Source organism: Amycolatopsis sp. lyj-90, from assembly GCF_046549035.1.
Lineage (GTDB): Bacteria > Actinomycetota > Actinomycetes > Mycobacteriales > Pseudonocardiaceae > Amycolatopsis.
In genome coordinates this window covers 96,084-118,192 of the sequence record NZ_JAJPWP010000007.1, presented here as the reverse complement: position 1 = coordinate 118,192, position 22,109 = coordinate 96,084, and the positions used below count along the sequence as shown (strand labels likewise).

Sequence of the window (22,109 nt, the reverse complement as noted above, 5' to 3'; positions counted from 1 at the left end):
AATCGTTGAATAGGGTCAACGGGGTGTTACCGTGCTGTTTGCTACTGGTCGGTACGCTAATCACGCGCCTGCTTGGTGACAAGAACTTCGGTGTGATCAAGACATCACGTCCTGGTAACCGGTGAATTCTTGTTCCTTTGTGACAAAGGCGGGGGTGGGTCTTGTCCGTTCGTTCGTGTTCGGCGGCGGGGAGGCCCGGCGAGGGTGAGTGACGGCGGGTGGGTCACCCGCTTGGAGTCTCGATCGGTCCTCGAGTCTCGAGCCCGGGTCTCGTCCGCGCCCTCCTCAAGTGACATGAAAGGCCCGTTACTTGCAAATTTTGCAAGTAACGGGCCTTTCATAGCGCTCTTGGGGGCCCGGTCAGCGAGCCAGGTCCGACACCAGTTCGTAGGACCGCACCCGGTCCGCCTGGTCGTGCACCATGGTCGTGATCATCAGCTCGTTCGCGCCCGTGTCGGTCAGCAGCGTCTCGAGTCCCTTGTGGACCGTCTCGGGCGAACCGATGATGCTGCTCGCGGCCCGGTCCTCGATGAACACGCGCTCGATGTCGGTGTACGGGTAGGCCGCGGCGTCTTCCGGTGTCGGCAGCGGGATGGGACGGCCCTTGCGCAGGCTGAGGAAGGTCAGGCCGCTGGGCGCGGCCAGGTACCGGGCCCGCTCGTCGGTCTCGGCGGCCACGACGGAGACGCCGAGCATGACGTACGGCTCGTCCAGGACGTCCGACGGTTTGAACGAGTCGCGGTAGAGCGCGACGGCGGGCAGCGTGTTCTCGGCGCTGAAGTGATGGGCGAAGGAGAACGGCAGGCCGAGCTCGCCCGCCATGCGCGCACTGAAGCCGCTCGAGCCGAGCAGCCAGACCGGCGGCTTGTTGCCCTCGGCGGTCACGGCGTTGACGGCGCGCTGGTCGGAGTGCTCGAAGTAGGCCAGCAGTTCCGCGAACTGCTGCGGGAAGTTCTCCGCGGTGAGCCCGCCGGGGCCGCGCAGCGCCAGCGCGGTCCGCTGGTCGGTACCCGGGGCGCGGCCGATGCCGAGGTCGATCCGGCCGGGGTGGAACGCCTCCAGGGTGCCGAACTGCTCGGCGACCACCAGCGGCGCGTGGTTCGGCAGCATGACCCCGCCGGAGCCGACCCTGATGCGTTCGGTGGCGGCCGCGACCTGACCGATCATCACGGCGGTCGCGGAGCTCGCGATACCGGGCATGTTGTGGTGCTCGGCGAGCCAGTACCGGTGATAGCCGAGTGCTTCGGTCCGGCGGGCGAGGTCGAGGGTGTTGCGCAGCGAGTCGCCAACGCCGCCCCCGGCCACGACGGGCGAGAGGTCGAGCACGGACAGCGGGATGTCAGGCAAAGAGGTCACGCTTCGGTACAACGCGCCCGGGCCCCGATCCCTTCCCGTGACATCGGGCACCTGTCACTCGATCGAAATTAACCGACGCGATGTGTCCGATACTCGGCGGGCTTCATCGGTTTTCACGGTACGGTTGCCCCCGAATGCGACCGTGGGAAAACCACTGAAAAGAAAGGATTAAGGTGCCGCGTCCGGAGCGACCTTTGGGCCCTGGGGACGATCCGTTGCTGGAGTTCGCCGCCGATCTCCGGCGCCTGCGGGAGAAAGCCGGGAACCCGACGTACCGGGAGCTGGGCAGGCGTGCCCACTACTCCGCGGGCACCCTCTCCGAAGCCGCCGGCGGGAAGAAGATGCCCAGCTTGGCGGTGGCCTTGGCCTACGTCCGGGCCTGTGACGGACCCGAGGCGGAGTGGGAGGCCCGATGGCACGACGTGACCGAGCGCACGCGTACCGGAGTCAGCGATTCACAGCTTGTGCCGCTGAATGGGGAATCCGCCCCTTATATCGGCCTGACCGCATTCGGGCCGGATGACGCGAGCCGATTCTTCGGACGCGAACGACTTGTCGAAAAACTGGTGACAAGGCTTTCGGGGCAGCGATTCCTGGCCGTTCTGGGAGCATCAGGTTCCGGTAAGTCCTCCTTGCTCCGGGCGGGTCTTCTGCCCGCCGTCGGCGAGACGTCCACCACGGTGCTGATGACCCCCGGTTCGCGGCCGCTTCAGGAGTGCGCGGTCCAGTTCGGGGCGGCGCTCGGGCTCGCTCCCGGCGGGCTGCTCGCCGAGTTCACCGAGCATCCGCGCAACCTCGGCCTCGCCGCCCGTCAGCTGGTCGCCGACCGCGAGGGTGACGTCGTCCTGGTCGTCGACCAGTTCGAAGAGGTCTTCACGCTCTGCCAGGACGCCGACGAGCGCGCCGCCTTCCTGTCCGCGCTGGTCACCGCGACGACCGAGCCGGAGAGCCGGACCAGGGTCGTCCTCGGCATCCGCACGGACTTCTACACCCACTGCGCGCGGCATCCCGGGCTGGTCGAGGCCATGCAGGACGCGCAGATCCTCGTCGGCCCGATGAGCACCGAGGAGCTCCGGCAGGCCATCTCGCGGCCGGCGATCGACGCCGGGTACCGCGTCGAGAACGCGCTGGTCTCGCGGCTGGTCGCCGACGCGACCGGCCAGCCCGGCGTGCTGCCGCTGCTCTCGCACGCGCTGCTGGAGACCTGGCGCCGCCGCCACGGCAACACGCTCACCCTCACCGGTTACGAGTCCACCGGTGGGATCGAACGGTCGGTCGCGCAGACGTCCGAGCACACCTTCACCGCGCTGAGCGAACACCAGCAGCGGCTGGCGAACCAGATCTTCCTGCGGATGACCGCGCTCGGCGAGGGCACCGAGGACACGAAACGCCGCATCACCCGCGACGAGCTGGACGCCGACGATCCCGACGTCGCCGTCGTGCTGGACAGGCTGGCGTCTTCACGGCTGGTCACCCTCGACGACAACGGCATCGAGATCGCGCACGAGGCGCTGATCCGCGGCTGGCCGCGCCTGCGCGAATGGCTGGCCCAGGACCGTGAGGGCCTGCGCGTGCACCGCCAGCTCACCGAGGCGACCGACGCGTGGGAATCGGTCGGCCGCGACGACGGCTGGCTCCATCGCGGCGCGCGGCTGGCCATCGCCATGGAATGGGCGAGTGAGCACGACAGCGCGCTCTCCCAGCGGGAGCGCCGGTTCCTCGACGCGAGCGTGGCCATCGAGAACCACGAGCAGGCCGTCGCGCGCCGCCGCACCCGGCGGCTGCGCCAGCTGGTCGCGCTCCTGGCCGTGCTGCTGGTGCTGGCGACGGCCGCGATGGTGTACGCCGTCCGCGCCGAGCAGACCGCGACCAGCCAGCGCAACAGCGCGCTCGCGCAGAAGGTCGCCGGGCAGGCCATCGAGATGCGGGCGACGAACCCGGCGCTGGCCGCGCAGCTCGCGCTCGCGGCGTACCGCGTCGATCCGAGCGTGGACACCCGCGGCAGCGTGCTCGGGATGTTCGAGTCGCCGTACTCGACCCGGGTCTCCGGACACGGCCATCGGGTCAATTCGGCCGCCCTGCGCGGCGACGGCCAGGTGATGGTGACCGGGAGCTGGGACCAGACGGCCAAGCTGTGGGACGTCAAGAACCCCCATCACCCGGTCGAACTGGCCACGCTGTCCGGGCACACCGCCAACGTCAACTCGGTGTCGTTCAGCGCCGACGGCGGCGCCGTCGCGACGGCGGGCTGGGACAAGACCGCGCGCTTGTGGAACGTCGCCGACCCCGCGAAACCCGGGCAGGGTGTGGTGGTCGGGGAGCATCCGAGCCGGGTCAACGCGGTGGCCTTCAGCCCGAAGGCGGCGGTGCTCGCCACCTCGGACGGCGACGGCACGGTGCGCCTGTTCGACGTCCGCGACCTCGCGAAACCGGTGCTCGTGGCCACTCTCCCCGGGCACACCGGCAACGTCAACGGGCTCGCCTACGCCCCGGACGGGCGGACGCTCGTCTCGTCCGGCGCCGACAAGACCGCGCGGTTGTGGGACGTCGCCGACCCGCTCAAGGCGAGGCCGCTCGGCGTGGTGACCGGACACACCGCCGGCGTCCACTCCGCGGCGTTCAGCCCGGACGGCCGCACCCTCGCCACCGCGAGCATCGACCTGAGCGCGCGCCTGTGGAACATCGCCGACCCGATGGCGCCGGTTCCGCTGGGGACGATGACCGCGCACAAGACCATCGTGCGGTCCGTGGCGTTCAGCCCTGACGGGACGACCCTGGCCACGACCGGTTTCGACCGCAACGCGCGGCTGTGGGACATCACAGATCCGGCGAACCCGCGCGAGAAACCGCCGCTCACCGGGCACACCGCGGCGGTGGTCTGGGCGGTCTTCTCCCAGGACGGCCGCACGCTGGTGACCGCGAGCGACGACCAGACGGTGCGGCTGTGGGATCTGCCGGGACCCGCGATCAGCGGCCCGGCGAGATCGGCCTGCCGGGCGGTGTACAGCGCCGACGGGAAACTGCTGGCCACCGGCAGCCAGGACGGCGTGGTCCGCCTGGTCGACGTCGCCGACACCCGGAACCCGCGCGAGCTGGGCAAGGTCACGGGCTTCGGCCAAGGCGTCTGCGGTCTCGCGTTCAGCCCGGACGGCCGGACCCTCGCCGCCGGTTCGTGGGACCACACGATGCGGCTGATCGACGTCACCGATCCGCGCCGACCGGTCGACACCGGGGTCATCTACCGGCCGGAGGAGGAGATCGACCCGGTCGCGTTCAGCGCGGACGGCCGGACGCTCGCGACGGCGGGCAGCGGGCACACGGTGAAGCTGTGGGACGTGGCCGACATCCGGCGGCCGGTCGAACTCGCGACCCTCACCGGGCACGAGGACGACGTCCATTCGATCGCGTTCAGCCCGGACGGCCGCACCCTGCTGACCGGCGGCTGGGATCACACCGCGCGGCTGTGGGACATCTCCATGGTGAAGGCGCCGAAGCAGCTTTCGGTGCTGAAGGGCCACTCCGACACGGTGTTCTCGGTGGCCTACAGCCCGGACGGCAAACTCGCCGCCACCGGCAGCGCCGACCGCACCGCGCGGCTCTGGGACGTGGCCGATCCGGCGGCGCCCCGGGAAGCCGCGCTGCTCGCCGGGCACACCGACAACGTCATCTCGGTGGCGTTCAGCGGTGACGGGAAGACCTTCGCGACCGGCAGCTACGACCGGTCCGTGCGACTATGGGATGTCTCCGATCCAGGGACGGTCCGCTCGTCGGCCAACCTGACCGACGATGTCGACCGGGTCAACGCCGTGGCGTTCGCACCCGACGGGCACACCCTCGCGGGCTCCGTCGCGGACGGCAGCGTGCGGTTGTGGGAAACGAGCCCCGAGCGGGCCGCCGAACGCATCTGCGCGACCGTCCATCCGCGGATCACGGCGGCCGAGTGGGAGCAACACCTGCCGGGGCTCGACTACCGGCCTCCGTGCCCGTGACCACCGCCGATTCGTTGTTCGGCGTTGTTGTTCGGTGACGGCGGCGTGACACCGAACAACGAATAGGCGCTAGAAATACCCCTGGACGTGCGACACGTCCCCACGACGTTCACTCACCGGGGGTCTGAAGGGCTCCTTCAGGACATTCACCAGTGCCCTGAAGGAGCCCTTCAGCTTATCTACCGCAAGTCGTCCTCTGGTCGCGGTAGTACGCGATCCCAACTACCACAACTAGAGGACGACTTGCGGGATCAGGCGGCCGGGATCCAGTCCGGGTTGGAAGCCAGGACGGTCAGCTGCTGGGTCGCTCGCGTGAGGGCGACGTACAGCACCCGGCGGCCGGTGGTCGACTCCGTGATGAGGTCGTTCGGTTCCACCAGGACGACGGCGTCGTACTCGAGGCCCTTGGAGTCGAGACTGCCGACGACCTTGAGCCGCTCGTCCGAAAGCCCGTCGAGCCAGCCCTCGACCTCCGGCACCCGGTCCATGGCGGTGATCACGCCGACGGTGCCTTCGACGGCCCCCATCAGTTCCTTCACCGCGGCCTGCGTCGCGGCCTCCAGCCCGGCGGCCTCGACCGGCCGGACCTCCGGCGTGATGCCGGTCTGCCGCACCGCGCGCGGGAGTTCGTCGGCCTCGGCGTGCCCGGCGACGACCTTCGCGGCCAGATCGAAGATCTCCGCCGAGTTCCGGTAGTTGGTGCGCAGGGTGAACCGGCGCCGCGTCGTCTTGATCCCGAAGGCCTGGTCCCGCGCCATCGCGGCTTCGGCCGGATCCGGCCACGAGCTCTGCACCGGGTCGCCGACCACGGTCCAGCTCGCGTACTTGCCGCGCCGCCCGACCATCCGCCACTGCATCGGCGAAAGGTCCTGCGATTCGTCGATGACCACGTGCGAGTACTCGTCGTAGTGCTCGGGCCTGGTCGGGGCACCGCCGCGCTCCGGGTTGACCTCGATGCTCTGGCGGCCGCGGCGGCTCTTCGGCGGCTGGCCGATCAGGACGCGCAGTTCGTCGAGGAGCGCGATGTCCGCGATGGTCCAGCCGCGCGAGCGGTCGGCGAAGTCGGCGGCGAGCATGCTGATCTCGGTGCGGTTGAGCAGGCCCTTCGCCGCGCCGGCCAGCCGCTTCTCGACGCCGAGCCAGCGCAGGATCTGCGCCGGGTACAGGATCGGCCACCACACCACCAGGAACCGGTGGAACTCGATGCGCTCGCCGAGTTCGCTGACCAGCTCGGCCTTGTCGATCTGACGGCCGTCGTCCTTCGCGTGCTGCTCGGCCTTCGAGGCGAGCGCGTCGAGCAGCAGTTCCGCGGCGCGGATCCGCGACCGGTTCGGCGGCCCGCCCGCGGTGTGCACCTTGCGGCGCACCTTGTCGAGTTCGCGCGCGTCCAGCCGCAGCACCTCGCCGCGGTAGACGATCTTCATGTCCTCGGGCGCCTCTTCCGGCGTGTCCCGCAGCGCGCGCAGCAGGATCTTGCGCATCCGCAGCGAACCCTTGATCGCCGCCAGCGGCGCCGGGTCCTGACGGGTCGCTTCGAGGCCGTCGAGGACCTCTCCGAGCGCGCGCAGTTCGACGTTCGTCTCACCCATCGACGGCAGCACCCGCGAGATGTAGCTGGTGAACACCCCGGACGGGCCGATCACCAGCACGCCCGCGCCGCCGAGCTGACGGCGGTGGCGGTAGAGCAGGTACGCCGCGCGGTGCAGCGCGACCGCGGTCTTGCCGGTACCGGGGCCGCCGGTGATCTCCGTGACCCCGCGCCACGGCGCGCGGATGACCTCGTCCTGTTCCTTCTGGATGGTGGCGACGATGTCCCGCATCTTCTCGCCGCGCGACCGTCCGAGCGCGGCCATCAGCGCGCCTTCGCCGACGATCTGCATGGTCTCGGGGACCGCGTCGGCGATCAGGACGTCGTCGTCGACGTCGAGCACGTTCTGGCCGGAACACCGGATCACCCGGCGCCGGACGACGTCCATCGGCTCCTCGGCGGTCGCCTGGTAGAACGCCGCCGCCGCGGGCGCGCGCCAGTCGGTGACGAGGTTGTCGAACTCGGCGTCGCGGATGCCGAGACGGCCGACGTAGATGTGGTCGTTGTCGAGGTGGTCGAGCCTGCCGAAGACCAGCCCCTCGTACTCCGCGTCGAGAGTCTGGAGGGTCTGATTGGCGTGATAGACCATCATGTCCCGCTCGAACAGCATCGACGCCTGTTCGAAGATCGCTTCACGCCCGGCGCCATGGCCGATCTCATAGCCCTTGGTACGCATGGCCTCAGCCTGGGCTCGCAGTTCGGCGAGCCTGGTGTAGACCATGTCCACATGGGCTTGCTCGATGGCGATCTCGGCCCGTCTGACCCGAGGTTCGGACACGCAACGCTCCTAAACGCTTCTATCGCCTCCGAGGGCGAAGGACGACTCTACGCGAGCTGGGCGGCGGCTTCACCAAGTCCTGCCGAACGTCACGGCGGATGCCGTTGAGGCACGATGCTCCAATGACCAGGATCGTGGCGGGGACCGCGGGCGGCAGGCGGTTGAAGGTCCCTCCGAAGGGCACGAGGCCCACGTCGGAACGCGTGCGCGAAGCGCTGTTCAACGCGCTGGAGGTCGCGGGCGAGCTGCAGGGGACCCAGGTCCTCGACCTTTACGCCGGTTCGGGCGCCCTCGGGCTGGAGGCGCTGTCCCGGGGCGCGGCCGGCGCGCTGTTCGTCGAACACGACCGGCGCGCGGTCGAAATCCTCAAGGGGAACGTCGCCGCGCTCGGGCTCGGCGGCACGGTCCGGGCGGGGACCGTCGAGTCCGTCGTCGCCGTTCCGGCGCCGGAAACCTTCGACATCGTCCTCGCCGATCCGCCGTACGCCGTGGATTCCACCCGCCTGGGTGAGGTCATGGCCGCGCTCGCCGCGGGCCGGTGGATCGCGGACGGAGCGCTGCTGGTGATCGAACGGGCGGCCCGGGACGGCGAGCCCGACTGGCCGCCGGGCTTCGAGCCGATGCGCACGAAGCGCTACGGCGACACGGCGCTGTACTGGGCCGAATATCAGGTGTGAGACGGCGCACGGATGAACGCGCAGGGGACCCTGCTCCTTGGTAGCGTCCGCGCCATGCGGCGTGCGGTCTGTCCCGGGTCCTACGACCCGGCCACCAATGGACATCTCGACATCATCGAGCGGGCGGCGAGGCTGTTCGACGAGGTGGTCGTCGCGGTGGGGGTGAACAAGAGCAAGAAGGGCCTGTTCACCACCGAGGAACGGCTGGACATGCTCCGCGAGATCACCGCGAAGCTGCCGAACGTGCGCGTCGACTCCTGGCAGGGCCTCCTGGTCGACTACTGCCGCGAGAACGACATCATCGCGGTCGCGAAGGGGCTGCGTTCGGTCAGCGACTTCGACTACGAACTCCAGATGGCGCAGATGAACCGCGAACTGACCGGGCTCGAAACGCTGCTGATGGCGAACAACCCGGAGTACGGGTTCGTGTCCAGTTCGCTGGTCAAGGAGATCACCGCGCTCGGTGGCGACATCGAGCACCTGGTGCCGCCGATAGTGTTCAAACGCCTCGGGGAGAAGTACGCCGAACGAGGTTGACCCGAACGGCCGAAGCCGTTGGTCGGGCAGCGGTGACCGGCGATGAAGAGTTCATCTCGGCGCCTTCTGGTGAATACACGATCGGGTTACGGTCCGAAAATGACCAACAAACGATCGCGGATAGCCGCCGCGCTGCTCGTTCTGGTAGTCACTTTTTTCGGCGGACTCAGTGGCGGGATCAGTGCTTCCCAGGCCACGGCCGCCCCCGTCTCGATCCAGCAGAACCCCTGCGGGGATCTCACCGGGTTCAAGCACTCGTCGCTCTCGTCGCTGCCCGCCGAGGCGACGACGACGTACAACCTCATCCAGAAGGGTGGGCCGTATCCGTACCCGGACAACGACGGGACGGTCTTCTCGAACCGGGAGAACATCCTCCCGAAGTGCGCTTCGGGCTACTACCACGAGTACACCGTCCCGACCCCCGGCTCGTCGAACCGCGGCACGCGCCGCATCGTCACCGGGACCGGCGGGGAGTACTTCTACACCGGCGACCACTACAAGACCTTCTCCGTGATCGACGTCAACGGCGCGCCCGCTCCGAAGTGCGGTGACACCTCGAAGCTGACGAAGGTCGGCTACTCGACGCTGTCCTCGGCGGCGAAGTCCGTGGTCGACAAGGCCCGCGGCGGCGCGACCGGCACGGTCTACGAGAACCGCGAAGGCGTGCTGCCCTCGTGTGCCGCCGGCTACTACCAGCTGTTCCCGGTGAGCACGAGCGACCGCGTGATCTCCGGCAAGGGCGGCGAGATCGTCTACACGCCGGACCGCTACGCGACCTTCAAGCTGGTGAACCCCGGCGCTTGATCCCGCCATGCAACGCCACGTGCCTCCTCGTCCGTGAGATACACCGGAACACGGAAGAGGAGGCACGATGCGGTCTGGGGACGATGCGAGCTTCAGGGAGTTCGCCAGAGGCAAGGCGCTGCCGCTCAGGCGGACGGCGTACCTGCTCTGCGGCGACTGGCATCTCGCGGAGGATCTGGTCCAAACCGCGCTCATCCGCCTGTACCGGGTCTGGCCGAAGGTCAGCCGGAAAGGGCCCGTAGACAACTACACGAGGCAGATCCTGTTGCGCTGCTGGCTCGACGAGCGGCGACGACCGTGGCGGAGCAGAGAGAACCGCGACGGCGTCGTCCCCGAAGAGCCTTCAGCCCCGGCTGAAGCCGGTATCTCGGATTCGTTGCTTCGCGCCCTCTCCGAGGTTCCACCGAAACAGCGCGCCGCCGTCGTGCTGCGCTACTGCGCCGATCTCCCGGTCGCGGAGGTCGCCGTCGCGCTGCGCTGTTCGGAAGGGACGGTCAGGAGCCAGGCCGCGCGGGGACTCGACGTCCTCCGCGCGGCCCTGCAGAGACAGCACGACGAGGCTGTCTCCGGGAGGAGCGCGTGATGGACGAACTCGAAAACAGGTTGCGCGGGATCAAACTGGCCGAGCCCCCGCTCGGCTTCGATCCGGACGAGATCGCCACGACGGCGAGGAAACGGCGGAACCGGCGCGCGGTCGCGCTTACGGGCGCCACGACGCTGGCCGTGATCGCCGCCGTGGTGGCGTTCGCGACACCCGGCGGCCCGGCGGTCGCGCCCGCCGCGTCTCCGTCAACCGTCGCGCCCGTGCCGTCGCCGGGTCCGGTGAAGCCGCCGACGCCGCCGAAGACAGACCTGACGGCACAGAAGGCGAAGATCGCCGGGCACCTGGCCGCCGCGCTGCCGAACGTGCTGACCGGGGCCAAGGACATCGAAGTCCGCTCTGTGTCCCAGGTGCGGACCTGGGACATCCTCGTCGCCACGATCGGCTACCGGGACGCTTCCGGCGCCGTTCGTTCCCTGGTCGTCACGATCAGCGGAACCGAGGCCGCCAAACTGGGCTTCTCCCTCGAAGACAGTTGCGAACCGGGCCGGCGGGCCGTCGACGGGCTCGACGCGGACATCCCCGGGGTGACCAGCGGGGAACCGGTGGGCTGCGTGAAGCTGCCCCAAGCGGACGGGAGCACCGTCGTCGTCACCGGCACCGTCCCGTCGCTGCCACCCGGCGACGTGGAACCGGGCCGTGACGCGATCGCGTACCGGGCCGACGGCACGTCGGTCGCCGTGTCCACCGGCGCGGGCGACGGGGGCTCGCGTCCGGCCGACGACCAGCTGATCAGGCTGGTCATGGATCCGGAGCTCGACCTCCGGTGACCGGCGCGCGGTACCGGCGGGGACACGCCCGGTACCGCGCGCTTTCACCCCTAACGGCGGTCATGAGGGCAAACTGAGCACAGGGAATAGTGGGGATCGCTGTAGGTAGGGAGTGGCCGTGTACCGGGTTTTCGAGGCTCTCGACGAGCTCGTCACCATCGTGGAGGAAGCCCGCGGCGTGCCGATGACCTCCAGTTGCGTCGTACCGCGCGGGGAGGCTCTCGAGCTGCTCGACGACATCCGCGACGCCCTGCCGGGCGAAGTGGACGACGCGCAGGACGTCCTCGACAAGCGTGATCAACTGATCCAGACCGCCCGCACCGAGGCGGCGGAGACCGTCACGACGGCCAACACCGAAGCGGACCGCACGGTCGCCGACGCGCAGGCCGAGGCGGAGCGCATCCTCGCCGACGCCCGTGCCCGCGCCGAGCAGATGATGAGCGACGCGCACGGCGAGGCCGAGCGCATGGTCGCCGCCGGGCAGGCCGAGTTCCAGAACCTCACCGACCGTTCGCGGGCCGAGTCGGAGCGGATGATCCAGGCGGGCCGCGACGCCTACGAGCGCGCCATCGAGGACGGCCGCGCCGAACAGGCCCGGCTCGTCTCGCAGACCGAGGTCGTCCAGGCCGCGCACGGCGAGGCGGCCCGCATCGTCGACGAGGCGCACGCCGAGGCCGACAAGCAGCGTGGCGACTGCGACGCCTACGTCGACGGCAAGCTGGCCGAGTTCTCCGAACTGCTGGCGACCACGCTGCGGACGGTCGACTCCGGGCGCAACCACCTGCGGTCCCCGGTCAACCTGCCGGGCAACAGCCGGACCTCGCTGTACGACTACCAGTCCTGATCGAGGGCCCCCAAGCGCGCTATGAAAGGCCCGTTACTTGCAAAATTTGCAAGTAACGGGCCTTTCATAGCGTTCGTGAAGGCTTCGCGGGGCGTGCCGGTAAACCGGTGGCGGCACGTGCGTACCCTGGTCACCGATGTCTGAGAACAAGTCGCCGCAGGCCAGGCCTGCGCAACTGGACGACCGGAACCCGTGGGTGCTCGACACCCGCGAGCTCGGCCGTCACGCCGGCCTGAGCAAGGCCGTCCAACGCGCCATTCCCGTCGAGACCGCGCTCGGTGTGCCCGACGTCATCACCATCGACGCAGGCTCCAGCCTCGATCTCGACCTGATCCTCGAGTCCGTCGTCGAGGGTGTGCTCGTCAGCGGTACGGCGTCCGCCGTCGCGACGGGGCACTGCTCGCGGTGCCTCGACCCGATCACCGAGGACGTCGAGGTCGACCTGACCGAGCTCTTCGCGTACCCCGGCTCCGCGACCGAGGAGACCACCGACGAGGACGAGATCCCTCGCCTGGTGGACGACCGGATCGATCTCGAGCCGACGGTCCGCGACGCGGTGGTGCTCGCGCTCCCGCTGGCCCCGCTGTGCACCGAGGACTGCCAGGGCCTGTGCATCGAATGCGGTGTCAAGTGGGCCGATCTCGAGCCTGGGCACGGGCATGAGAAGATAGACCCTCGGTGGGCCTCGCTGGTCGATCGTTTCGGTGACGAAACGGCCGATGACCAGGCTGATGGCCCCGGAAAGCAAGCCTGACGAGCACCAGCTCGTTCCGGAGAAGCAAGTTCGCTCGCGACCGCGGGCAGACCGTCTGAAGGAGATCTACTCGTGGCCGTCCCGAAGCGGAAGATGTCGCGATCCAACACCCGCGCGCGCCGCAGCCAGTGGAAGGCGGCTCCGGTGCAGCTGGTGCCCTGCTCCAACCGCGCCTGCAAGCAGCCGAAGCTCCAGCACATCGCGTGCCCGGCCTGCGGCCAGCACAACGGTCGCCAGGTCGTCGAGCCCGCCTGATCGGCAGCTGACCGACATGGGGGGCAAATCGGCCGGTGGACCACCCGCTGACCCCGCACCACTGCTCGAAGCACTCGGGATCACGATCGAGCCCGAGCTGCTGACGCTGTCGCTGACCCACCGTTCTTATGCCTATGAGAACGGTGGGTTGCCGCCGAACGAGCGTCTGGAGTTCCTCGGGGACGCGGTGCTGGGTCTGGTCGTCACCGATCACCTCTACAACACGCATCCCGACCTGGCCGAAGGTCAGCTCGCGAAACTCCGTGCCAGCGTGGTCAACATGCACGCACTGGCCCGGGTCGCGCGCGGCCTCGGCGAAGGCGGGCTGGGTACGCACCTGTTGCTGGGCAAGGGCGAAGAGCTCACCGGCGGCCGGGACAAGGCGAGCATCCTCGCCGACGGTCTCGAAGCCGTCATCGGCGCCGCGTACCAGCAGCACGGCATCGAGATCGCGCGCCAGCTCGTGCACCACCTGTTCGACGGCCTGCTCGCCGAGGCGCCGCTGCGCGGTGCCGGCCTGGACTGGAAGACCAGTCTCCAGGAGCTGACGGCGTCGGCAGGCCTCGGCGTACCCGAGTACAAGGTCGAGGACACCGGTCCCGACCACCGCAAGGAGTTCAGCGCCACCGTGCTCGTCGGCGGGCGTGAACTCGGCTACGGCTCGGGGACGACCAAGAAGGAAGCCGAGCAGAAGGCCGCCGAGACGGCCTGGCGCCAGCTTTCGGCCGAACTCGACATCGAACAGCCGCCGAAAACGACCTGACCGACGACAGTGGGAGAATCGGCCTCATGCCCGAACTCCCCGAGGTCGAGGTGGTCCGTGCCGGGCTGGAGGCGCATGCCTCCGGCCGGACGATCACCGAGGTCGAAGTCCTCCACGCCCGCGCGATCCGTCGCCACGAACTCGGCGCGGAGGACTTCAGCGGACGGCTCTCCGGTATCAAGATCACCGCCGCGCGCCGTCGCGGCAAGTATCTGTGGCTGGATCTGTCCGACGGGCAGGCCATGCTCGCCCACCTCGGCATGAGCGGCCAGATGCTCGTCCAGCCCGAAGAGGCCCCTGACGAGAAGCACCTTCGCGTGCGATTCCGCTTCGCCGACAACGGGCCGGAGTTGCGCTTCGTCGACCAGCGGACCTTCGGCGGTCTCGCGCTCGCGGAACTCACCGAGGTCGACGGGACGGCGTTGCCGAGCACCATCGCGCATATCGCCCGCGATCCGATGGACCCGCGTTTCGACCTCGACCAGGCCGTCCGCGCGCTGAGGTCGAGGCGGACCGAGATCAAACGCGCCCTGCTCGACCAGACCCTCGTCTCCGGCATCGGCAACATCTACGCCGACGAGGCCCTCTGGCGGTCCAAACTCCACTGGGCCCGCCCGACCGACAAACTCACCGCGGCCCACGGCCGCACCGTGCTCACCGCCGCCACCGAGGTGATGGCCGCCGCGCTCGTCGCGGGCGGGACGTCGTTCGACGCGCTCTACGTCAACATCAACGGCGAATCCGGGTATTTCGACCGTTCCCTCGACGCCTATGGTCAGGAGGGTCTGCCGTGCGGCCGATGCGGGACGCCGATCCGGCGGGACCCCTTCATGAACCGTTCGTCCTTCTCGTGCCCGCGATGTCAGCCACGCCCTCGCGTGAGGTGAAAACTGTCGTGTATGAATGCGGGCACCGCGTCAACTAGCATGAACGGGCACGACATGTAGGGAGTGGGATGGTGGCCGCGACCGAGCCCGGCAAGACGACGCTCGCCGAAAAGATCGACAAGCTGTTCCAGATCGTGCTGAGACCCGATCGTGAGCCGTACAGTCATGAGGAGGTCGCCAAGGCCTGCCGAGAGGCCACCGGCGAGAGTTTCTCGACGACGTACCTGTGGCAGTTGCGCACCGGTCGTCGCGACAACCCCACGAAACGGCACCTCGAGGCGCTGGCCCAGTTCTTCGGTGTCTCACCGGCGTACTTCTTCGACGACGAGCAGAGCGCCAAGATCGCCGAGGAACTCGCCCTTCTGGGAGCCCTCCGCGATGCCGGTGTCCGGGACGTCGCGTTGCGGGCCGTAACGCTTTCACCCGATGGACTCGACACCATCAGCGACATGATCGACGCGATCGCCCGCAGGGAATCCGGACGGGGCGGCACGAAGAGGGAGGCGTGAAGTGGACCGCCGCCGTAAGGAGTTGTGGCGCCGCTGCCGGAGTCTCGCCGACGGCGTGAGCCTTCCCGAACCCTTCGACGCCGAGGCCTTCATCGCGGAACTGGCGGGCGAACGCGGCCGCCCGATCGAGTTGATGCAGGTCAACGTTCCCTCCAGCGGCCCGTGCGGACTTCTGATGAGCACCGAGCGCGCGGACTACATCCTCTACCCGACCAACACCACCGCCCTGCACCGGCGGCACATCCTCCTGCACGAGGTCGGGCATCTGCTGTGCGGCCATGTCGGTTCGGACGCGGGCGCCGACGGCATCGCCCTCGACGCCGCCGCCAGCAAGGCCCTCATGCCGAACCTGTCGCCCGAACTCGTCCGCCGCGTCCTCGGCCGCACGAGCTACAGCGCTGTCGAGGAGCAGGAAGCCGAACTGCTCGCCAGCATCCTCGCGCAACGCGTCGCCAGGACTGGAGTGCGCGGCGCGGCGCACACCGACGAGAGCGGGAGCGACCTCGCCGGCGGGATGGCCAGGGTCGACAACCTCTTCGGAAACCGGAAGCGGCGCCTGCCGTGACCGAGACCATCGCGTACTTCTGCTGCGTGGTGGCCTTCGCGGGCTTCGGTTACAAGCTGATCCAAGCTCGCCACACCCAGCCATTGCGGCGGATGTGGCTCCTGAGCGCCTTCGGGATGTGCATCGCGGGCGGCATCATGCTGCTCACCCCGGCGATGGAGAACGCCGTCGGTGTCGAAGAGCCCATCGGCAGCCTCTTGAACCTCGCGGCCGACCTGCTCAAGATCGGCGCGATGGCCTTCGCGGTCGCGTTCTCGCATTCGCTGAAACTGGGGGAGGGCAAGCGGATCGGCTGGCACGTGGTGCTTTCCTGGACCGTGGTGGCGGCCGAGATCGCGCTCTTCCTGCTCTCCGACAGCTATCGCGTCGGTGAACACACCGCCGCCGGTCCCGGCAGGCTCGGCTGGTTCGTCGCGTACAACGTCGTCTTCCTCGCGTACGGGCTGATCAGTCTGCTGACCTTCTCGATCGTCTTCGCCCGCTTCGCACGGCATGCCGCTCCCGGTCCGCTTCGCACCGGGCTCTGGCTGCTCGTCGGCGGCGGGGTCGCCGCGCTGGGCTGGACCTTCTGGGACGTCGACGACATCTACATCCTCGCCACCACCGGCGAAGTCGACGCCGGGGAGGACACGCTCTCGTCGATCCTGGCGGCGCTGAGCGTCGGCCTCGCCGGGGCGGGCGCGACGCTCAGCGTCTGGGGTCCGGCGCTGGCCACCCCGTTCCGCCTGATCGGCACGTACCGGACCTACCGCCGGATCGAACCGTTGTGGACCGCGATGCGCGAAGCCGTCCCGGGAATCGCGCTGGACCCGGGCCCCGGTATGCCGGGAGGCGTGGAATTCGCCTTGTACCGCAGGGTCATCGAGATCCGGGACGGCCATCTCGCGCTGCGCCCGTACTTCGACCCGGACGTCCCGCCGGTCGCGGAAGCCGAGGCACGCAAGGCGAAGATCCCCGAAGCCCGTGTCCCCGCGACGATCGAGGCCGCGGCCCTGGCCGCCGCGCTCGTGGCCTCCGAGGCAGGCCGCCGGTACGCCCCCGACGACGTTCCGGCGACCTATCTCGATGAACCCGACATCGCCACCGAAGCGGCCTGGCTGGTCGAGGTCACGCACGCCTGGCGAAGGTCCACTGTGGTCGGACGCATCCGCGACCGGGCGCGCGAAACCCTGGTGGCTTAAGCCGAAACGATCGCGGTGACCGCGGCCGCCACCGAGATCAGCGCGAGCCAGACCGGCGGGGCGACGTCCTTGACCCCGTCTCCCGCTCGCGCGTGGGAGACCGCGGCCCCGATCAGCAACGCCGTCAGGCCGATCGCCGCGGCGATCCCGAGGGGCGGCCAGAAGAATCCGCCCACCAGCCCGGCCGCGCCGGCGACCTCGAGCGCGCCGATCCCCTGGATCTCCCGGACCGAGAAGCCGAGCTTCTCGGTCCGGGAGACCAACGACGGCTGACGCAGGACCTTCGCCACCCCCAGTACGGCGAAGATCGCGGCCAGCATCACGGACAGCACTACGGAAACCACGGCCATGACAGAACTCCTTGGTGTGGAAGTGTTCCCGAGGTCAGACCGTGACCCGGCGCATCGTGGCGAACCCGCCGGCGGCGGCGACGCCGACCAGGACCGCGAGCACTCCGGTCAGCCCGCCGACGGTCAGCGTGCCGAAGAACGTGCCGAGCTTCGACCAGCTGTCGGTCCAGCTGAGCAGCAGCACCCCGCCCAGCAGCACCAGGACCTGCGCGGCGGCGAACAGGACGACACCCACCACCGAAGCGCGCCGGTAGATCAGGCCGTACCACATGCCGTAGACGAACATCAGCGTCAGCAACACGAACGCCGTGAGCAGGGTCAGGTACCAGGGGCCGTCGAGCACCCAGGGCACCCGGAAGTAGTGGAGGCCGAGCCCCCAGCCTCGGGTCGCGTCCTCGATCACCTGCAACACCGCGATGCCCACCGCGTACAGCGCGGACAATCCGGCGACCAGCAGGACCGTGCCCAGGTAGTACGACCGCCTCGACACACCGAGCGCGAGCCCGAACGGCAGTGACTTCGTCATGCTCAAGGCGCCGCAGACGAGCATGAACACGAACAGCGTGAACAGGCCGCCGGAGAAGTTGTCCTCGGGTTTTTCGGGGATCAGCGCGAAGATCGCGAGGTTCACCCCGAAGGCGAAGAGCGTGACGCCGACCGGGAGCACCAGGAACTGGAGCCGGTCCACCAGGTGGTAACGCGCGACTTTGACCAGGATGTTCATGCGGACGCCTCCTCTGCCGTCGTCTGTCCGTTGGAGGTGTGCACCATCAACTGCTGCAAGGAAAGCGGTTCGAGTTTCAGGTGCAGGGACTGTGCCCGTGCCTTCGCGGCCGCGTCGAGCGCGTCGGCGACGGTGACCGAAGCGCGCGAACCGATCTTGCGGCGGTGCAGCACCCGGCGGCCGGCGACGAAGGACTCCACCGCCGTGGCGGGTCCGCTGACGGTGGCGGCCGAGCCGCGCAGTTCGTCGGCGGGCGCGTCGAGGACGACGCGGCCCTTGTCGATCATCACGACGTGCTCCAGCAGATCGGCGACCTCGTCGATCAGGTGCGTGGAAAGCAGGACCGTGCGGGGATGAGCCGAATAGTCGTCGAGCAACCGGTCGTAGAACAGGTGCCTGGCGACGGCGTCGAGACCCGCGTACGGCTCGTCGAGCAGTGTGAGTTCCGCGCGTGCCGCCAGCCCGATCGTGATCGACAGCGCCGAGCGCATCCCTCGCGAGAGCTTCTTGATCGTGCGCTTCAGCGGCAGGTCGAAGTCGCGGAGCAGCGTGTCGGCCAGTTCGGCGTCCCAGTTCGGGTAGAACCACGACGCCGCCGAAAGGGCGTGCCGCACCTTGAAGTCCGGGAACTGCTGGTCCTCGCGGACGAGCACCAGGCGCCGGAGCACCCGCTCGTTCTCCACCGGGTTCTCCCCGAACACGCGGACCGTGCCCGCGCTGGCGAACTCCTGTGCGGTGATGATGCGCAGGAAGGTGCTCTTGCCCGCGCCGTTGCGGCCCAGCAGGCCGGTGATCTTGCCTTCTTCGATGCCGACCGAGACGTCGCTGAGGGCGAGGTGGTCGCCGTAGCGCCGGGTCAGGCCGGTGGTCGAAATGGTCGGCGTCATGCGGCCGGTCCTCCGTTCTGGTGTCCGTTCCCGCGGATGAGCGAGATCAGGCTTTCGTCGTCGATGCCGAGGCGCCTTGCTTCGATCAGCATGGGATCGAGGTACTGCTCGGCGAAGCGCCGCCGCCGGTCGGTGAGCAGCTTCTGCCGCGCTCCGCCGGCCACGAACATGCCGATCCCGCGTCGCTTTTCGAGCAGGCCGTCGTCGGCCAGCACGTTGATCCCCTTGGCCGCCGTCGCCGGATTGATCCGGTAGAAGGCGGCGAGTTCGTTGGTTGACGGCACGCGTTCCCCCTCGGCCAGGCTTCCCTCGGCGATGTCGTCGGCGATCTGTTCGGCGATCTGCGCGAACAGTGGTGTTCCGTCGTCGAGCACGACACCTCCGTTCCCAGTCGTCATGCACCCTCCCCGGGTGCGGTGGTTCATTACTGGACTAAGTAACCCATGAACCTCGCCCGGACGCAAGTCGCCTCCGCCTTGCGCACTACTGTGCAATGCGTGGTACCTTCTGTTGCGTAAGAGCTGGGAGGGACGCGACTGTGGAGATCAGTCAGCTACTCAAGGGCGTGCTGGACCTAGCCGTTCTCGCGGTGCTTCGCGGGGAGGACGGCTACGGCTACGACGTACTCCGAAGACTCCGGGTCGCGGGGTTGCAGGAAGTGGGCGACGCTTCGGTGTACGGGACGCTCCGGCGGCTGTACAAGGCAGGCCTGCTGACGTCGTACGTGGTGCCGAGCGAAGAAGGCCCGCACCGGAAGTACTACAGCCTCAACGAGCCGGGTCGTCAGCGCCTGGACGAATCGGCGCAGACCTGGCGGAGTTTCGCCACGACGATGAACAGCCTGTTGGGAGAGGCAGCATGAGCACGCAGAATCCGACCGCCGTGCGGGTGTACTTGGCGAGGGTCAGGAGCGCGCTCGCCGACCTGCCCGAGAGCGAAGTCGAGGAAATCCTCGAAGACGTCCGGCCCCATCTCGCCGAAATGGAGGCGGAACTGGGGGACAGCCCCAAGGTCGACGCCTTGATCGAGCGGCTGGGCAGCCCCGAAAGCTACGCCGCCGAGCTGCGGGCGTCCGGCGGCTATCCGCCGCGTCCGGCCGACGCGGGCGACAAGACCACCTTGCTGAAGGCGAAAACCGGGATCGGCGGTGCGCGGTTCGCGTTCTGGGGCCTGGTGTTCTCCATGGGCGGGTTCGCGTTGTTCGGCTTCGCGGCCGCGGTCTGGTTGCGAGTGGAACCGTTGCTGGGCTTGCTTTTCGTCGCACCCGTGCTCGCGATCAGCGTCGTCTACGTGGTGCGGAGGGGAGTCGGCCCGATCGCGGAACTGCCCGAGGTGGTCAAGCTCCGCGAGACCGTGACTTCGTTCCAGGCCAACCGGAACGGCAACGGAATGACCTACTTCCGCTCGCTCAAGCCTGCGTGGTGGATCCTGTGCGCGGCGGTGCTGGTCGTGTTCGGGCTGCTGCTCGTGCTCCGCGACACCGAGGCGGTGCTGTTGCTGCCGCTGATGCTGCTGGCGGCCGTCGCGGTGGTCTGGGCGGGGCCGAAGCTGAAGGGGGACAGGCGGCTGCTGTGGCTGGCCGTGCCGGTCTCGGCGTTCGTCATCGGCAGCATGGTCGGCGGGGCGGGCGCGGCGGTCGATCTGATCGCGAAACGGTCCTACGGTGGCGACTCGTACAACGGCTACCCGACGAGCTACAGCGACACCTACGGCAATTCGCAGCTGATGTACGGAAGCCGAAGCGTGGACAACATCTACGCGTTCGACGCCGAGGGCAAGCCGCTGACCGAGATCTTCCTCTACGACGAGGAAGGCCGCCCGCTCAGCACGACCCGGTACGCCTGCGAGCGGAGCTCGGGCGAGAAGCGGAAGGTCGGCGACGACAACCGCTACCCGCGGCCGCGGCTCGAGCGAGGCGTCCAGGACAACGACGGGAACCTCAACGGCTACAACGGAAACCGCTCCTATTGCCAGGAGCGGACCGACGTCCCGTTCAGCGCGGCGATCCCGAAGGGCGCGCCGGTGCCGCCTTCTTCGTCCGCCCCGCCGGCGCCGTCGTCCTCCGCGGCTCCGCCGTCGAACTCCGCCCAGCCGACGCGCTAGGTGGCCCGGGTGGAGGCGGACGTCGGGGGCCGCCTCCACCCGTTTCCCGCGCGGGGGCCGAAGGGGACTTTCCCCGCGTGGGATGAGGTGAAGGGAGCTTTCGTCGCGTGGGATGCGGGGAAGGCTCCCTTCAGCTCCGCGCGTAACGAGAATCGAACCGGCCCGAAACGTGCCCCGAATATCCCGCTGCTGCACTGATCGGGTGCTGACCGGTGTGGAAGATCTCGCCCCGCGCAAAAAGGTCGTCCACGGCTACGAACGCGCCTACCGGATGGCCGGGCGCGGTCCGGCCGTGCTGTTCGTCCACGGGATCGGCGACGATTCGTCGACCTGGCTCGACGTCCTCGCCGCGTTGTCCGGGGAATTCACCGTCATCGCCCCGGATCTGCTCGGCCACGGGGAATCGGCGAAACCCCGCGCGGACTATTCGGTCGCCGCGTACGCGTGCGGAATGCGCGACCTGCTTTCCGTGCTCGGCGTCGACAAGGTCAGTGTCGTCGGGCATTCGCTCGGCGGCGGGGTCGCGATGCAATTCGCCTACCAATTCCCGGATCGGTGCGAACGGCTGGTGCTGGTCGGTTCCGGTGGAATCGGGCCCGGCGTGCATCCCTTGTTGCGGCTGGCCGCCGCGCCGGGCGCGGGGTTCCTGCTCCCGGTCGTCGGTTCGGCGCCGGTCCGGCTCGGCCTCCGCGCCTTTCGCGGGCTGCTGCGCCAGGCGGGCGGGTTCGGGCTCGGGGAGGATCTGGACTACGTGCTCGGCAAGTACGTCCGGCTGGTGGAAGCGCCCACGCGGCAGGCGTTCCTGCGCACCCTCCGCTCGGTCGTCGACTGGCGCGGCCAGGTGGTCAACCTGCTCGACCGGTGCTATCTCACCGCGGGAATCCCGACGATGCTCGTCTGGGGCACCGAAGACCACGTCGTGCCCAGCGCGCACGCCGCCGTCGCGCACGCGGCCATGCCGGGCAGCAGGCTGGTCGTTTTCGAAGGCGCGGGACATTTCCCGTATTTGAGCGATCCCGCACGCTTTCTCGCCGTATTGCGTGAATTCCTCACCGGAACCGACGTCGCCAGCCATGACACGGACCAATGGCGAACCCTCTTGCGCACCGGAAGCGCCCGGCCGGACGACCCGGAACCGCGACAAGCCGCGATTCCGAGCGGAACGTGACCCAATGGAGCCCTTTCGT

General features: G+C 68.9%; 23 protein-coding genes. 17 read left to right on the top strand and 6 right to left on the bottom strand.

Going from position 1 to position 22,109, the window contains the following annotated elements:
* Positions 1-360: 360 nt before the first annotated feature.
* Complete coding sequence (locus ACLJPX_RS26855) at positions 361-1,356, bottom strand: LLM class flavin-dependent oxidoreductase (RefSeq protein WP_174720448.1); 996 nt, start codon at positions 1,354-1,356, stop codon at positions 361-363.
* Positions 1,357-1,550: 194 nt separating this feature from the next.
* Here ACLJPX_RS26855 and ACLJPX_RS26850 point away from each other — a divergent pair, with 194 nt between their 5' ends.
* The gene (locus ACLJPX_RS26850; protein ID WP_410603478.1) at positions 1,551-5,345 is read left to right on the top strand and encodes a helix-turn-helix domain-containing protein; all 3,795 of its coding nucleotides are present in this window, start codon (positions 1,551-1,553) and stop codon (positions 5,343-5,345) included.
* Positions 5,346-5,596: 251 nt separating this feature from the next.
* Here the strand turns inward: ACLJPX_RS26850 and ACLJPX_RS26845 are convergent, their stop codons facing one another.
* A complete protein-coding gene (locus ACLJPX_RS26845) occupies positions 5,597-7,711 on the bottom strand; it encodes a HelD family protein (protein WP_101609800.1) in 2,115 nt (704 codons plus the stop codon).
* 122 nt (positions 7,712-7,833) lie between these two features.
* On the opposite strand from ACLJPX_RS26845, the gene rsmD reads away from it, so the two are divergent.
* The 13 genes from rsmD (at position 7,834) to ACLJPX_RS26780 (ending at position 16,858) form a co-directional block, all read left to right on the top strand.
* Complete coding sequence (rsmD, locus tag ACLJPX_RS26840; protein ID WP_410602776.1) at positions 7,834-8,388, top strand: 16S rRNA (guanine(966)-N(2))-methyltransferase RsmD; 555 nt, start codon at positions 7,834-7,836, stop codon at positions 8,386-8,388.
* Between the two features lie 54 nt (positions 8,389-8,442).
* Positions 8,443-8,925 carry a pantetheine-phosphate adenylyltransferase gene (coaD, locus tag ACLJPX_RS26835; RefSeq protein ID WP_101609798.1) on the top strand — a complete coding sequence of 161 codons (483 nt, stop codon included), beginning with the start codon at positions 8,443-8,445 and terminating at the stop codon, positions 8,923-8,925.
* 99 nt (positions 8,926-9,024) lie between these two features.
* Entirely contained in the window at positions 9,025-9,729 is a 705-nt protein-coding gene (locus tag ACLJPX_RS26830; protein WP_410602774.1) for a ribonuclease domain-containing protein, read from the top strand.
* Between the two features lie 67 nt (positions 9,730-9,796).
* Complete coding sequence (locus ACLJPX_RS26825; RefSeq protein WP_410602772.1) at positions 9,797-10,312, top strand: RNA polymerase sigma factor; 516 nt, start codon at positions 9,797-9,799, stop codon at positions 10,310-10,312.
* A complete protein-coding gene (locus tag ACLJPX_RS26820) occupies positions 10,312-11,100 on the top strand; it encodes a hypothetical protein (RefSeq protein ID WP_410602770.1) in 789 nt (262 codons plus the stop codon). Before ACLJPX_RS26825 ends, ACLJPX_RS26820 begins: the two co-directional genes overlap by 1 nt.
* 118 nt (positions 11,101-11,218) lie before the next feature.
* On the top strand, positions 11,219-11,944 hold the full coding sequence (locus ACLJPX_RS26815) for a DivIVA domain-containing protein (protein ID WP_410602768.1): 726 nt from the start codon (positions 11,219-11,221) through the stop codon (positions 11,942-11,944).
* Positions 11,945-12,080: 136 nt separating this feature from the next.
* Positions 12,081-12,698 (top strand): YceD family protein, encoded by a 618-nt coding sequence (locus tag ACLJPX_RS26810; RefSeq protein ID WP_101609794.1) that lies wholly within the window; start codon positions 12,081-12,083, stop codon positions 12,696-12,698.
* A gap of 72 nt (positions 12,699-12,770) precedes the next feature.
* Positions 12,771-12,953 carry a 50S ribosomal protein L32 gene (gene rpmF / locus ACLJPX_RS26805; protein WP_005160412.1) on the top strand — a complete coding sequence of 61 codons (183 nt, stop codon included), beginning with the start codon at positions 12,771-12,773 and terminating at the stop codon, positions 12,951-12,953.
* Positions 12,954-12,969: 16 nt separating this feature from the next.
* Positions 12,970-13,716: a ribonuclease III gene (gene rnc, locus ACLJPX_RS26800; RefSeq protein WP_020630746.1), complete on the top strand. Its 747-nt coding sequence runs from the start codon at positions 12,970-12,972 to the stop codon at positions 13,714-13,716.
* A 26-nt stretch (positions 13,717-13,742) separates the two neighbouring features.
* Positions 13,743-14,603: a bifunctional DNA-formamidopyrimidine glycosylase/DNA-(apurinic or apyrimidinic site) lyase gene (gene mutM / locus ACLJPX_RS26795; RefSeq protein WP_410602765.1), complete on the top strand. Its 861-nt coding sequence runs from the start codon at positions 13,743-13,745 to the stop codon at positions 14,601-14,603.
* Between the two features lie 68 nt (positions 14,604-14,671).
* The gene (locus ACLJPX_RS26790; protein WP_037311474.1) at positions 14,672-15,112 is read left to right on the top strand and encodes a helix-turn-helix domain-containing protein; all 441 of its coding nucleotides are present in this window, start codon (positions 14,672-14,674) and stop codon (positions 15,110-15,112) included.
* Between the two features lies 1 nt (position 15,113).
* Complete coding sequence (locus ACLJPX_RS26785; protein WP_410602763.1) at positions 15,114-15,677, top strand: hypothetical protein; 564 nt, start codon at positions 15,114-15,116, stop codon at positions 15,675-15,677.
* Positions 15,674-16,858, top strand: a complete 1,185-nt coding sequence (locus tag ACLJPX_RS26780) for an MAB_1171c family putative transporter (protein ID WP_410602761.1) — start codon at positions 15,674-15,676, stop codon at positions 16,856-16,858. The genes ACLJPX_RS26785 and ACLJPX_RS26780 overlap by 4 nt, the downstream gene beginning before the upstream one ends.
* On the opposite strand, the gene ACLJPX_RS26775 is transcribed toward ACLJPX_RS26780, so the two are convergent.
* From ACLJPX_RS26775 to ACLJPX_RS26760, 4 genes are read right to left on the bottom strand one after another with little or no spacing between them, the layout of a single operon-like run.
* Positions 16,855-17,208 (bottom strand): DoxX family protein, encoded by a 354-nt coding sequence (locus tag ACLJPX_RS26775; protein ID WP_410602759.1) that lies wholly within the window; start codon positions 17,206-17,208, stop codon positions 16,855-16,857. The genes ACLJPX_RS26780 and ACLJPX_RS26775 overlap by 4 nt on opposite strands.
* A 34-nt stretch (positions 17,209-17,242) precedes the next feature.
* Positions 17,243-17,932 carry an ABC transporter permease gene (locus ACLJPX_RS26770; RefSeq protein ID WP_410602757.1) on the bottom strand — a complete coding sequence of 230 codons (690 nt, stop codon included), beginning with the start codon at positions 17,930-17,932 and terminating at the stop codon, positions 17,243-17,245.
* A complete protein-coding gene (locus ACLJPX_RS26765) occupies positions 17,929-18,819 on the bottom strand; it encodes an ABC transporter ATP-binding protein (RefSeq protein WP_410602755.1) in 891 nt (296 codons plus the stop codon). The genes ACLJPX_RS26770 and ACLJPX_RS26765 overlap by 4 nt, the downstream gene beginning before the upstream one ends.
* Complete coding sequence (locus tag ACLJPX_RS26760; protein WP_199192913.1) at positions 18,816-19,217, bottom strand: GntR family transcriptional regulator; 402 nt, start codon at positions 19,215-19,217, stop codon at positions 18,816-18,818. The genes ACLJPX_RS26765 and ACLJPX_RS26760 overlap by 4 nt, the downstream gene beginning before the upstream one ends.
* 140 nt (positions 19,218-19,357) lie before the next feature.
* Between ACLJPX_RS26760 and ACLJPX_RS26755 the strand changes: the two genes are divergently transcribed.
* The 3 genes from ACLJPX_RS26755 to ACLJPX_RS26745 all read left to right on the top strand — a co-directional run bounded on the left by ACLJPX_RS26755 (position 19,358) and on the right by ACLJPX_RS26745 (position 22,090).
* Positions 19,358-19,681 (top strand): PadR family transcriptional regulator, encoded by a 324-nt coding sequence (locus tag ACLJPX_RS26755; RefSeq protein ID WP_101609787.1) that lies wholly within the window; start codon positions 19,358-19,360, stop codon positions 19,679-19,681.
* Entirely contained in the window at positions 19,678-20,922 is a 1,245-nt protein-coding gene (locus ACLJPX_RS26750; RefSeq protein ID WP_410602753.1) for a DUF1700 domain-containing protein, read from the top strand. The genes ACLJPX_RS26755 and ACLJPX_RS26750 overlap by 4 nt, the downstream gene beginning before the upstream one ends.
* A gap of 271 nt (positions 20,923-21,193) precedes the next feature.
* Complete coding sequence (locus ACLJPX_RS26745) at positions 21,194-22,090, top strand: alpha/beta fold hydrolase (RefSeq protein WP_410603476.1); 897 nt, start codon at positions 21,194-21,196, stop codon at positions 22,088-22,090.
* The last annotated feature ends 19 nt before the right edge of the window (positions 22,091-22,109 follow it).

Excerpts from the sequence above, each read along its gene's own strand:
- ACLJPX_RS26750 (WP_410602753.1), top strand. The coding sequence starts at position 19,678 with ATGAGCACGCAGAATCCGACCGCCGTGCGGGTGTACTTGGCGAGGGTC.
- ACLJPX_RS26775 (WP_410602759.1), bottom strand. The coding sequence starts at position 17,208 with ATGGCCGTGGTTTCCGTAGTGCTGTCCGTGATGCTGGCCGCGATCTTC.
- ACLJPX_RS26760 (WP_199192913.1), bottom strand. The coding sequence starts at position 19,217 with ATGACGACTGGGAACGGAGGTGTCGTGCTCGACGACGGAACACCACTG.
- ACLJPX_RS26820 (WP_410602770.1), top strand. The coding sequence starts at position 10,312 with ATGGACGAACTCGAAAACAGGTTGCGCGGGATCAAACTGGCCGAGCCC.
- ACLJPX_RS26830 (WP_410602774.1), top strand. The coding sequence starts at position 9,025 with ATGACCAACAAACGATCGCGGATAGCCGCCGCGCTGCTCGTTCTGGTA.
- ACLJPX_RS26765 (WP_410602755.1), bottom strand. The coding sequence starts at position 18,819 with ATGACGCCGACCATTTCGACCACCGGCCTGACCCGGCGCTACGGCGAC.
- mutM (WP_410602765.1), top strand. The coding sequence starts at position 13,743 with ATGCCCGAACTCCCCGAGGTCGAGGTGGTCCGTGCCGGGCTGGAGGCG.
- ACLJPX_RS26790 (WP_037311474.1), top strand. The coding sequence starts at position 14,672 with ATGGTGGCCGCGACCGAGCCCGGCAAGACGACGCTCGCCGAAAAGATC.
- ACLJPX_RS26745 (WP_410603476.1), top strand. The coding sequence starts at position 21,194 with ATGGCCGGGCGCGGTCCGGCCGTGCTGTTCGTCCACGGGATCGGCGAC.
- ACLJPX_RS26825 (WP_410602772.1), top strand. The coding sequence starts at position 9,797 with ATGCGGTCTGGGGACGATGCGAGCTTCAGGGAGTTCGCCAGAGGCAAG.
- coaD (WP_101609798.1), top strand. The coding sequence starts at position 8,443 with ATGCGGCGTGCGGTCTGTCCCGGGTCCTACGACCCGGCCACCAATGGA.
- rnc (WP_020630746.1), top strand. The coding sequence starts at position 12,970 with ATGGGGGGCAAATCGGCCGGTGGACCACCCGCTGACCCCGCACCACTG.
- rsmD (WP_410602776.1), top strand. The coding sequence starts at position 7,834 with ATGACCAGGATCGTGGCGGGGACCGCGGGCGGCAGGCGGTTGAAGGTC.
- ACLJPX_RS26770 (WP_410602757.1), bottom strand. The coding sequence starts at position 17,932 with ATGAACATCCTGGTCAAAGTCGCGCGTTACCACCTGGTGGACCGGCTC.
- ACLJPX_RS26810 (WP_101609794.1), top strand. The coding sequence starts at position 12,081 with ATGTCTGAGAACAAGTCGCCGCAGGCCAGGCCTGCGCAACTGGACGAC.